General features: G+C 40.7%; 7 protein-coding genes. All 7 read left to right on the forward strand.

Translation table 11 applies throughout. The features are described from left to right. The first annotated feature begins 29 nt into the window (after window positions 1-29). Window positions 30-1,031, forward strand: coding sequence for a WD40/YVTN/BNR-like repeat-containing protein (locus tag A7968_RS08380; RefSeq protein ID WP_064666130.1), 1,002 nt, complete (start codon window positions 30-32; stop codon window positions 1,029-1,031). Then, entirely contained in the window at window positions 1,031-3,355 is a 2,325-nt protein-coding gene (locus tag A7968_RS08385) for an efflux RND transporter permease subunit (protein WP_064666131.1), read from the forward strand. Before A7968_RS08380 ends, A7968_RS08385 begins: the two co-directional genes overlap by 1 nt. 210 nt (window positions 3,356-3,565) lie before the next feature. Beyond that, on the forward strand, window positions 3,566-8,407 hold the full coding sequence (locus A7968_RS08390; protein ID WP_064666132.1) for an NAD-glutamate dehydrogenase: 4,842 nt from the start codon (window positions 3,566-3,568) through the stop codon (window positions 8,405-8,407). 114 nt (window positions 8,408-8,521) lie between these two features. Next, complete coding sequence (gene pyrD, locus A7968_RS08395; RefSeq protein WP_064666133.1) at window positions 8,522-9,532, forward strand: quinone-dependent dihydroorotate dehydrogenase; 1,011 nt, start codon at window positions 8,522-8,524, stop codon at window positions 9,530-9,532. Between the two features lie 121 nt (window positions 9,533-9,653). Continuing rightward, complete coding sequence (locus A7968_RS08400) at window positions 9,654-10,184, forward strand: cell division protein ZapC domain-containing protein (protein WP_064666134.1); 531 nt, start codon at window positions 9,654-9,656, stop codon at window positions 10,182-10,184. A 90-nt stretch (window positions 10,185-10,274) separates the two neighbouring features. Next, complete coding sequence (rlmKL, locus tag A7968_RS08405; protein ID WP_064666135.1) at window positions 10,275-12,392, forward strand: bifunctional 23S rRNA (guanine(2069)-N(7))-methyltransferase RlmK/23S rRNA (guanine(2445)-N(2))-methyltransferase RlmL; 2,118 nt, start codon at window positions 10,275-10,277, stop codon at window positions 12,390-12,392. Next, entirely contained in the window at window positions 12,385-12,621 is a 237-nt protein-coding gene (locus tag A7968_RS08410) for a glutaredoxin family protein (RefSeq protein ID WP_064666136.1), read from the forward strand. Before rlmKL ends, A7968_RS08410 begins: the two co-directional genes overlap by 8 nt. Window positions 12,622-12,626 lie beyond the last annotated feature (5 nt).

Raw genomic sequence — 12,626 nt, forward strand, 5'->3', positions numbered from 1 at the left:
AACACACTCTTTCAAGGCGATTTAAATATATGAAGTACATGCTCTATGCAGGCCTTGCGGTTGCTGCAAGCCTTTCAACTCAATCAATAGCGTCTGAACCACTTGCGGCTATTACTGCAATAAAAGCAGATAAAACGCTGTTAACTGATATTGAGTACACAGGAAAGCAATTGGTCGCTGTAGGGAAGCACGGCACTGTTATTACAAGTGTTGATGCAAAAGACTGGCAACAAGCAAGTGTGCCAACCCAGGTATTATTAACTGCGGTTACGTTTAATGGCAGTGAGCGTGGTTGGGCGTGTGGCCATGATGCAACTATCATCAACACGACAGACGGTGGTGCTAACTGGCAATTACAACAAGTAAACACACAACTAGATAAACCTTGTTTAGATATTTTATTTACCACTGAGCAACACGGCTTTGCCGTTGGCGCTTATGGTATGTTTTATGAAACCACAGATGGTGGAGAAAACTGGCAAAAACGTTTTCTAGATTCATTATTATTTACAGAAGATCAAGAATACTTAAATGACTTAAAAGGCTCTGATCCAGATGCCTATGAAGCTGAAACAGCCTCAATACTGCCGCATTTTAATCGCATAGTTGCAACCGGCAACAAACTTATGCTGGTTGGTGAAATGGGCTTACTTGCTCACAGTACTGATGACGGTAAAACCTGGCAACGCGATGAAGAAATTTATATGGGGTCTTTTTTTGCTTATGCCAGTGACGAACGTGGCGAGGAAATTGTAGCGGGATTACGCGGCAATATTTTTAGCCGTCATCCAGACGGACAGTGGCAACAAATAGATAATAATAAAACAGCCACCGTAAACAGTATCATTAAAGCCGCTGAAAACCATTGGCTGTTGCTTGCCAACAGTGGGGTCATTTTTCATTACATAAATGACCAATTAACAGTTGAGCAGTTAGCGGATGGTAAAGCAATTTTGGATGCTGTTATTTTCGACAAGCAATTGATTATGGCTTCAGAAAATGGCATTAAAGTGAAGGGGATGGCTAGATAATGCATGCGATCGTAGAATTTTTAGAAAAAGTTGTTTTTCGTCATCGCTTACTGATGGTGATGAGCTTTATTGTTATAACGTGTTTTTTAGGCTTTAAGGCCACTCAAATCCAACTGGATGCGTCATTTAATAAAAATATTCCACTTAATCATGATTACATGAAAGTGTATTTAAAACATGAAAAACAATTTGGTGGCGCAAACAGTATCTTGATCTCGGTGTGTGATGATAGCGGTGATATTTTCAATCCAGAATTTTTTACGCAATTAAAAGCCGTTCACGACCAACTGTATTTTATACCAGGGGTAAACCGTCCTTTAGTGAATTCTATTTTTGCCCCAAGCGCACGTTTTGTTGAAGTTGTTGAAGATGGCTTTGCGGGAGGACCAATTATTCCTGCCAATTTTACCGCTGACCAACGAGGTTTGGCTGTGGTCAAAGAAAATATTGAGAAAGCCAAAGTTGTTGGCCGCATGATAGCGTCAGATTACTCATGTGCAATGGTCACTGCGCAGTTAATGGAAACTGATCCACAAACACAAGAAAAGCTGGATACTTTAGCGTTTGCAGAAAAGCTAGAAAGTGAGATCAGAGCGCCATTAAGTACGGATAAAGTCAGTATTCATATCATTGGTTTTGCGAAAATGGCTGGTGATATTGCCGAAGGCGCGAAAGGCGTTGTGCTATTTTTTGCTATAGCAATTGCCTTTACTTTCGTCATGGTGTGGTTATTTTGTGGCAGTTTGAAGCTCACGATCTTACCTATTACTTGTTCTATTATCGCTGTGGTCTGGCAGTTGGGGTTATTATCAAGCTTAGGGTTTGGCTTAGATCCAATGTCAATTTTAGTGCCATTTTTGGTATTTGCTATTGGCGTCAGTCATGGCGTACAAATGATTAATGCAATTGGTAAAAAGGTCGCAGAGCAAGGCAGTGATACTCGCAGCTGTTGTCAAGCAAGCTTCAGAGCTCTGTTAATTCCAGGTGGGATTGCTTTGTTATCGGATACGGTTGGCTTTTTAACCTTATTAACCATTGATATTGGTATTATTCGTGAGCTGGCAATTACGGCAAGTTTAGGTGTTGCGGTTATTATCTTCACTAACTTAGTATTATTACCTGTGTGGGCATCTTATATGCGTTTTGACAACACAGTCCATATTCAATCAGGCAATAGTAACAAGCCTAATATGCTCGATGCTATGCGTGATTTACTCGTGAAAACCACAGATCCTAAATGGGCTAAAATCATTATAGCTAGCACCGCAGTGCTATTTGCATTGGGGTATTGGCAAGCCAGCAAAATGCATATTGGTGATTTACATGCTGGTGCGCCGTCATTGCATCAAGATGCGCGTTATAACCAAGATACGTTTTTAATATCGGACAAGTACACGATTTCATCAGATATTCTGAAAGTGATTGTTGAAGCGTATCCCGCAGCCTGTACTGAGCACGATGTAATGGAACGGATAAGTCGTTTTCAATATAAGGTTGAAAACCTTAAAGGGGTTCAGTCAGCTGTGACTTTGAGCTCTGTTGCCCAATCAGTTAATGCAGGCTATAACGAAGGTAATTTGAAGTGGCAAAGCTTACCACGTAATACGGCAAGTTTAGTGCAATCAACGGCCAGAGTAGAAACCAGCACAGGTTTACTCAACGGTGACTGCTCAGTGATGCCAGTGATAATCTTTTTAGAAGATCATAAGGCACAAACCATTGAGCATATCATTGCCAGTGTGAAGCAATTTGCCCTTGAGGAACAAACCGACACACTACAGTTTAAATTGGCATCTGGGCCTGTGGGCGTAATGGCTGCAACCAATGAGTCAGTCTCAGCAGCGCAATTACCCATGATGCTCTATGTTTATGGTGCGGTGATCATCTTATGCTTAATTAGCTTTAAGAGCGTTAAAGCAACTATTGCCGTGGTGTTACCTTTGTACATAGTGTCAACCTTGGCGCAAGCGTTGATGGTACAACTGGAAATTGGTTTGACGGTATCAACCCTGCCAGTGATTGCATTAGGCGTGGGGATTGGTGTTGATTACGGGATTTATATTTTGTCATCTATGATGGGGCAATTGAAGCAAGGAGTGGCATTACCAGTGGCGTATCGCAATGCACTTATTGAGCGCGGTAGTGCAGTATTATTTACTGGTATTACTTTGGCTATCGGTGTCAGTACCTGGATTTTCTCTGATCTGAAGTTTCAAGTAGACATGGGAATACTGTTAACCTTCATGTTTTTGGTGAATATGCTCGGTGCAGTGTTACTTTTACCAGCAATTGGTAGTTTGCTCTGGACTGACCAGAAAAAATAATGTGAATAATTTTGCTCCTAAATGGCCCGTATGGGCCATTTATATCTATAATTTGTGAATAGATGACCAAATAGCTGAAATGCTTAAAATGTTTTCATCGAAAGGGCTGTTTATTAATTTTAAAAGGGTTAGAATTTGCCTGACTCCACACAATAAATTGCTGTACAAATTTTCCATCTAAGTAGGTGGTATAGATTTAAGGAACATGTAATGACACGAAATGAAGGGCAAGCCTCGGTTATCTTAGATAATGTCTGTAAGCTGATCCAGAAAAAAGTTCACGCTGATAATGTGTTACTCGTTGAGAAATTCGCCAAATCCTTGTACAGCAATATGTCTAAAGAAGATTTGGCACATCGCAATGATAGTGACTTATATGGCGCTGCACTTAGCCTATGGAACTCGCTAGAAAAAAATACCTCTGATGATGCGGTGGTCCGCGTTTTCAATCCTGAAGTAGCAAAAGATGGCTGGCAGTCATCGCACACAATCGTAGAAATTATCGCTAAAGATATGCCATTTCTAGTTGATTCGGTGCGCATGGCCATGAGCCGTGAAAACATCGCTTCTCACTTGCTACTACACAGTCCACTTAAAATTCAACGCGATAAAAACGCCAAAATCTCAGCCGTTTCTAATTTAAAAGCGGAACAAGAGTCGAGCTCGACTAAAACGGTGTTTTTTATTGAAATTGATCGTCAAACAGATTCCTCAGTCATCGACTCGTTCAAAAAAGAACTTGAGTCAGTGCTCAGTGATGTCTCTACTGCGGTAGAAGATTGGCAACCAATTCGCAAAAAGTTGATTGCGGTTAGTAAAGAATTACCAAAGCGTAACCACAACAACAATGCCAGTGAAGTGGCTGAAACGGTTGAATTCTTAGATTGGTTAGTCAAAGATAACTTTACCTTAATGGGTTATCGTCAATACGATTTATCGCCAGTACAAGGTGATTACCAACTTAAAGGTAAAATTGAGGGCAGCTTAGGTTTGATGAAAAACTCTACCGAAGAGCATTCTCGTCTGCTGTCTGAATTACCTGAGTTTGCTCGCCAAGAAGCGCGCAGCAGTAATCTACTGATCTTGACCAAAACCAATTCGTTATCACGCGTACATCGCCCAGCTTACATTGATTATGTTGGTATCAAGCGCTTCGATGATGAAGGAAACGTCATTGGCGAAGACCGTTTTATCGGCTTATTCTCATCAAGCTTTTACAATAACAGTGCCGCAGATGTACCTGTGCTAAAAAGCAAAATTAACCGCATTATGGAAATGTGTGATTTTGCCAAAGGGACGCATGCTTACAAAGCCGTATTAAATATTCTTGAGACTTATCCGCGTGACGAGTTAGTGCAAGCGCGTGAAAGTGAATTGCTTGAAGTCGCGATGGGTGTACTACAAGTACAAGAGCGCGACATGTGCCGTTTATTTGTGCGTAAAGATGCTTATGGCCGTTTCTTTTCTTGTATGGTGTATGTACCTCGTGAGCGCTATAACACTGCCTTACGTCGTGAAACGCAGTCTATTTTAGGTAATGCATTTAATTCTGACGACAAAGTCGAATTTACTACTTTCTTCTCTGAGTCCACACTGGCGCGTACTCACTATACCGTGCGTGTGACTGACAACAATATAGAATATAACGTGAAAGACATCGAAAATAATTTAGTAGAAGCAGCTCGTACTTGGGAAGATAAATTACAATCAGCCTTGTTAGAATCAGCAGGTGAAGCACGCGGTAATGAACTTAACCGTAAGTATTGCAATGCGTTTGCTCGTTCGTATAAAGACGAAGTGCTACCAAGTGCAGCCGTTGTTGATATTGAAAAGCTTGAATTACTTAATGACGATAACAAACTGGAAATGTTGTTTTACCGTCCGCAAGAAGAAGCCAATAGCAATATTGTTCGTTTGAGCTTATTCCATAAAGACGAGCCAATTCACTTATCTGATGTTATGCCAATGCTTGAAAACTTTGGCTTACGTGTAATTGGTGAAACGCCTTATTCAGTTAAAACCAGTGATGGTAGTATTAACTGGATCATGGATTTCTCTATGCTACTTGATAGTAAAGGCATTGCTGACTTCGATAAAGTATCAGCACGTTTTCGTGCCGCACTGACTAGTGTATGGAGCAACCGCTTAGAAAACGATGGCTTTAACCGTTTAGTGTTAATGGGAGGCTTAACTGGGCGTGAAGCGTCTATTTTACGTGCCTACGCTAAATATATGCGTCAAGTTGGCGTTACTTTCTCGCAAAGTTATATTGAAAGCACGTTAGCAAACTACCCACATATTGGTACGCAAATTGTTAATCTATTTGCTAAAAAGTTCTCAGTGAAAAGCCCTGCAAGTGTGAAAACACTGGATAAGCTAATTGCGCAAATCTATGTAGAACTTGAAAACGTAGCGAACTTAGATGATGACCGTATTATTCGTTTATACGTAGATATGATCATTGCTACGCTGCGCACTAACTATTTCCAAAAAGATGCCACAGGTCAATTTAAGTCCTATGTGTCATTTAAAGTTAACCCGAGTTTGATCCCAGACATGCCATTGCCATTACCGGCATTTGAAATCTTTGTTTATTCTCCACGTGTAGAAGGTGTTCACTTACGTGGCGGTAAAGTAGCGCGTGGTGGTTTGCGTTGGTCTGACCGTCGTGAAGATTTCCGTACAGAAGTATTGGGCTTAGTTAAAGCACAACAAGTTAAAAATACAGTGATCGTGCCGGTTGGTTCTAAAGGTGGCTTTGTTTGTAAACAATTACCTACAGATCGTGATGCCTTTTTCAAAGAAGGCCAAGAGTGTTACAAAATCTTTATTCGCGGTTTATTAGACATCACGGATAACATCATTCAAGGTGAAATTGTTCCACCAACTGACGTAACGCGCCATGATGAAGATGATGCCTACCTAGTGGTTGCAGCTGATAAGGGAACAGCGACCTTCTCAGATATTGCTAATGGCATTGCTAATGAATATAACTTCTGGCTAGGTGATGCGTTTGCATCAGGTGGTTCCGTCGGTTATGACCATAAGAAGATGGGTATTACAGCGAAAGGTGGTTGGGAGTCAGTTAAACGTCATTTCCGTGAAATGGATATTGATACGCAAACAACCGACTTTACCGTAGTTGCAATTGGTGACATGGCAGGGGATGTATTTGGTAACGGCATGTTGTTATCTAAACATATTCGCTTACAAGTAGCATTTAACCACTTACATATTTTCATCGATCCGACACCAGATTCTGCGGCGTCATACCCAGAGCGTGAGCGCTTGTTTAACCTACCTCGTTCATCGTGGGAAGATTATAACAAAGACTTAATTTCAGCGGGCGGTGGGGTGTTCTCACGTGCAGCCAAATCAATCACCTTAACATCTGAAATGAAAAAAATGTTGGGCACTAAAAAAGCCAGCATGACACCAAATGAATTGATCAAAGCCTGCTTGATGATGGAGTTTGATTTACTTTGGAACGGTGGTATCGGTACATACATTAAGAGCAGCAAAGAAAGCGATGCCGATGTAGGCGATCGCGCTAATGATGCGCTGCGCATTAATGGCCGTGAGCTAGGTGCAAAAGTATTTGGCGAAGGTGGTAACTTAGGTGCGACGCAATTAGGTCGTATTGAATTTGCAGCGAAAGGCGGTCGTGTCAACACTGACTTTATTGATAACGTGGGTGGTGTTGCCTGCTCTGATAACGAAGTAAATATCAAAATTTTACTTAACGGCTTAGTAACCGCTGGTGATTTAACCCGTAAACAACGTGATGAATTACTGTACTCAATGACTGATGAAGTTGCGCAATTGGTATTGAAAGACTGTTATCGTCAAACGCATACACTGTCTATTACACAATCAAAAGGCTCATCAACATTAAAAGAAAAAGTACGCTTTATTCATGCGCTTGAAAAAGAAGGCAAGTTAAACCGTGCGATTGAATTTATTCCAAGTGATGAAGAGTTAGCCGAGCGCGCGGCAGCAGGTAAAGATTTAACTCGTCCAGAGCTATCAGTACTTGTTTCTTATGCGAAAATGGTATTAAAAGAATCATTAGTGACAGACGAGATTACAGAAAACCCGTATTATCGTCAGCTGTTAGTAAAATCTTTCCCATTACCACTGCGTGAAAAATTTAATGCAGCGATGGATAATCACCCACTGCGTAAAGAGATCATTGCAACTAAACTTGCTAACAATATCGTTAACGATATGGGCCTTAACTTCATGGTACGTATGCATGAAGAAACGGGTGCTAATGAAGCTGAAGTTGCACTATGTTACTCGGTTGCAAGTGAAGTATTCCAAATGCGTGATACGTGGTCAGCGATTGTCGCGCTGGATAATAAGATCCCAGCTGCAGTACAAACTGAAATGCTGTATCAATTACGTCGTACGGTACGCCGTGCAACGCGTTGGTTCTTACGTCACCGTAATAAATCACAGAATATTGAGCAAACAATTGCTTTCTTCGCGCCAACGTTTGCTGACTTAAGTGCTAACTTAACGAGCTACATGGTTGAAAAAGAAAGTGAACGTTTAGATAAAGCTGCTGAAAAACTCATTGATAGTGCAGTTCCAGCAGAATTGGCAACACGCATTGTGTCGCTATCTAGCTTGTTCTCAGTAATGGATCTTGCGGAAGTAGCTGCAAATTCTGGCCATAGTATTGATATGGTATCAAACACCTACTTTAAACTGGGTGCGCGGATGGGATTACATTGGTTCTTAGATCAAATTACTAACCAACCGGTAGCAAACCATTGGCAAGCATTGGCGCGCGCATCTTATCGTGAAGAACTTGATTGGCAACAACGTACTTTATCAGAAGTGGTGTTAAACAACTTCAGTGGTGATGATAAAGATGTTGATGGTCAAATCGATCAGTGGATGGATAGCCAAGATTTATTACTACAACGTTGGAAGCAAATGCTGGCTGAGTTTAAAACATCACAAAGCCATGATTTTGCTAAGTTCTCAGTCGCGCTTCGTGAGCTGATGTTACTGAGTCATAACTGTGATACGTCAACAAAATAAACGATTACTAGTGCAACACTATTTTCTCAACTGAAAATAATGAGTTAATCACTAAAATTGTTATACAATACCCCAGCCTAGTCTGGGGTATTTTTTTATATAGAGGATTATTTCATGTTTTACGATCTAGCTCGCCGTTTTATGTTCACCCGTGATGCGGAATGGGCCCATGAATTTGCACTGCATAACTTACGCCGTTTTAATAATACGCCATTCAGTGCAGCATGGTCGCAATCAGTGGCAGATCGCCCCGTAGAGTTTTTAGGCTTACAATTTAAAAATCCAGTTGGTTTAGCCGCTGGGCTTGATAAAAATGCTGAATGCATCGATGCGTTTGCAAAAATGGGTTTTGGTTTTATTGAAGTGGGCACAGTGACACCTCGGCCACAAGCTGGTAATGAGAAACCGCGTATTTTCCGTCTGCCAGAATCTAATGCGATTATTAATCGTATGGGCTTTAACAATAAAGGGGTTGATAATTTAATCAATAACGTTAAAGCTGCTAAATACGATGGTATTCTTGGTATCAATATTGGTAAAAACAAAGATACCCCGAATGAACAGGGTAAGGACGATTATATCCACTGTATGCGCAAAGTGTTCGAGCATGCATCTTACATTACGGTTAATATCTCCTCGCCAAATACACCTGGACTTAGAGATCTACAATATGGCGCTGCATTAGATGACTTATTACAAAGCTTAAAAAACGAACAATTAGATTTAATCGCTAAGCATAATAAGCAAGTACCTATGCTGGTAAAGATCGCTCCTGATCTTGATGAAGTACAAATTGGTCAAGTTAGTGAGTCGTTGATCAACAATAAGATCGATGGTGTGATCGCAACAAACACAACACTAGAGCGTGCAGCAGTGCAAGGTCAGCAGTATGCAAATGAAGCAGGTGGTTTGTCAGGCCAACCGGTCCGTGAGCGCTCAACCCACGTCGTACAAGAGTTAAAGCGCCTAACAGCAGGGAAATTACCAATCATAGGTGTTGGCGGTATTGATGATGCAGCCAGCGCGAAAGAAAAGTTTTCAGCAGGTGCTGATCTTGTACAGGTATACACAGGATTTATATACAAAGGTCCGCAATTGGTAAAAACGATCCTCCAAGGCTTATAAGGATCAGTTATTTAAGCTTTTGATCATTCAATAAATGTTCTAAAGAAATGTTTATTAATTGGTCAAAAGCCGCTATAATTCGCTATTCATAAGATTAATTTATAGGGAGCATAGACAGCGCATGTTACAAGCATCAAAACAATGGAAATGGATTGCTTGTCCAGTACGAAATCGCTTGTTGATCGATTTAGATCAAGATATGCAACTGTGCACGCCTTATAAACTCCGCCAACTTACCGATTCAGTCCTTGCAGACCCTAACTTTAGTTTAGCAGACGCTGCTTTTTATCAGCAAGTGTATCAATACCTTGATGGTTTTAATGTGTGGAAAGCTGCGCAACTGTGTCAAATAGCACTCAACGCTACTGCTGCAAAGTTTTACTTAAAACCGATGTTGGCAAAAAGTTGGTTCTTTGACCCTTATACTGGCAGTGAGCCAAGTGTCGAAGCGGTAATTAAACTACAAAGTCGACTGCAAGCAGGTGAATTTTTGATAATCGAGCACTGCAAAGACGCCTCTTTGTGTATTAGTTTAGCCGAACACTTCCAGTTAGATGAAAACTTAAGCTTGAATCAATTCGAGGCCATCCGCGTCCTTAATAATCGCGTTCATCCAATCTATAATCACGCTCAAAATAGTAAAACAGCTTAAGCATATTTTTTGTAGTTCCTGCCTTTATCGCGTGTTTGTCTGCCAACCTATGTTATAATCCTGCGCAATTAGCTATCAAGGGTTATTACTTTGCATTTTATCGCACTTACTTCTATCGGAATCGAAAATTTATTGGTTGAAGAACTTACTGACATTGGCGCCACGGTGACCAAGCAAACAGTGGGTTCAGTACGCTTTGAAGGTGACACTACATTAGCACAAAAAGTGTGTTTAATGAGCCGCTTTGCAACTCGTGTACTTATGTTGATCGAAGAGAAAGAGGGCGTAAATGATAAAGACAGCCTATATAAATTTGCTCGCTTGCAACCTTGGCAAGAATGGTTTGGACCGAGCCAAACATTTGCGGTTGACTTTAATGGCACCAATGATGCGCTTAAAAATACGCAATTTTCTGGTTTAGTCATCAAAGATGCCATTGTTGATTATTTTAATGATTTATATGAACAACGCCCAAATGTAGATAAACAAGATGCTAATGTACGTGTTGTTGCACGTTTATCGCGTCAAGGCGTTGCCATGTATATTGATTATTCAGGCCCGCGTTTATCTGAGCGTGGCTACCGTGAAGGCCAAGGTAAAGCACCTATTAAAGAACATTTAGCTGCGGCGCTTATCAAACGCAGTGGTTGGCTTGAAAATGTCCAGCAGCCATTATTCGACCCATGTTGTGGTGCCGGTACTATTTTAATTGAAGCCGCCGGTATGGCACGTAATGAAGCTCCTGGTTTATTTCGCGAGGGTTTTGCATTTGAGCGCCTACCAAGTTTCAGAGTCGCCAAGTATAAAGAATTAAAAGAGCAGTTAACGGCGCAAATCACCGATCCAAAGTTGTGGCTTATCGGTCATGACAATGATGCCAATGTATTAAGCAAAGCGGTTGATAATGCTCGTAGAGCAGATTTGGGTGATGTGATCAAGTTTAAACAAAGCGATGCAACTAAGCTTACCTCGGTCGCAAAACTGCCGGGCGTGGTTATTTCAAACTTGCCTTATGGTGAGCGTATTGGTTCTATGGCGGAGTTGGTCAGTTTACACAGTGCGTTAGGCACTGGCTTTAAAAAACATTTTAATAACTGGAAACTTGCGCTGTTAGGCATGGATGAGAGCCTGTTTAAATTATTAAAGCTGGTAAAACTCAAGCGCTATAAGTTTAAAAATGGTCCGCTTGATGTCGTGCTGAATTTATATCAGTTAGATGATAAACAAGTAAGCCAAAGTTCAGAAGATAAACCCGCTTTGAACTTTGAAGGCTCGATGTCATTTGCCAATCGCGTAAAGAAAAATAAACAAGGCTTAAAAAATTGGCTTAAGCAAAATGATATTCAAGCTTATCGTGTTTATGACGCTGATATTCCTGAATACAATGTTGCAGTGGATGTCTATGGTGATTCTGCGGTTATTTTTGAATACGCTGCGCCGAAAGAAATTGACGACACAACAGCTCATAAACGTTTACAAGACGTGATTTCATTAACAGCACAACAACTTAATATTGCGCCGGGAAATATTGCTGTAAAAGTTCGCAAAAAGCAAAAAGGTGAAGAGCAATATACACCAATGGCTAAACAAAATCGTACCCAAGTAGTTGAAGAGTTTGGTGCAAAATTTAAAGTAAACTTATTTGATTACTTAGACACTGGGTTGTTTTTAGATCATCGCCTTGCGCGTCGCTATATTCAAGAAAACGCCAAAGATAAGCGGTTCTTAAACTTATTTGCTTACACAGGTACAGCCTCTGTGCATGCAGCTTTAGGCGGCGCTAAAGCGATAACCACAGTTGATTTATCAAAAACCTACTTAAAGTGGGGGCAAGATAATTTTGAGCTGAATAATATCAGTAATACTCGTTATCGTTTTGAGCAAGCCGATTGTTTGAAGTGGCTTGAACATGCCACTAGCCAATATGATTTGATCTTTTTAGATCCACCTACGTTTTCAAACTCAAAACGTATGAAAGACGCATTTGATGTACAAAATGATCATATCAAACTACTAACTTGGGTGAAAAAAATCCTCAGTCCATCAGGCACATTGATTTTCTCAAATAATATGCGCGGTTTTACCATGGATGAAGTGGGGTTGATTGGTTTAGGTTTAAAAGCCGTTAATATTTCTGATAAAACTATTTCACCAGATTTTAAACGCAACAAAAAAATACATAATAGCTGGTTGATCACACATGGCTAGTTGGGTTTTATATCATACTGATGGCTGTCACCTTTGTGAACAAGCACAGTGTTTGATCACGCCATTGTTAGGTGATGATTCATTACAGTTAGTTGATATTATGAGTGATGAAGCGCTTATAGCAGAATATCAAACCAGTATCCCGGTTTTAAAAAGCGAACAAGGCCTGCAATTATTTTGGCCTTTTACTGCGCAAGATGTGCGGCAGTTTTTTACGCAAACAGAATAAGAGTA

This window comes from Pseudoalteromonas prydzensis (assembly GCF_001661495.1).
GTDB classification, from domain to species: Bacteria; Pseudomonadota; Gammaproteobacteria; order Enterobacterales; family Alteromonadaceae; genus Pseudoalteromonas; species Pseudoalteromonas prydzensis.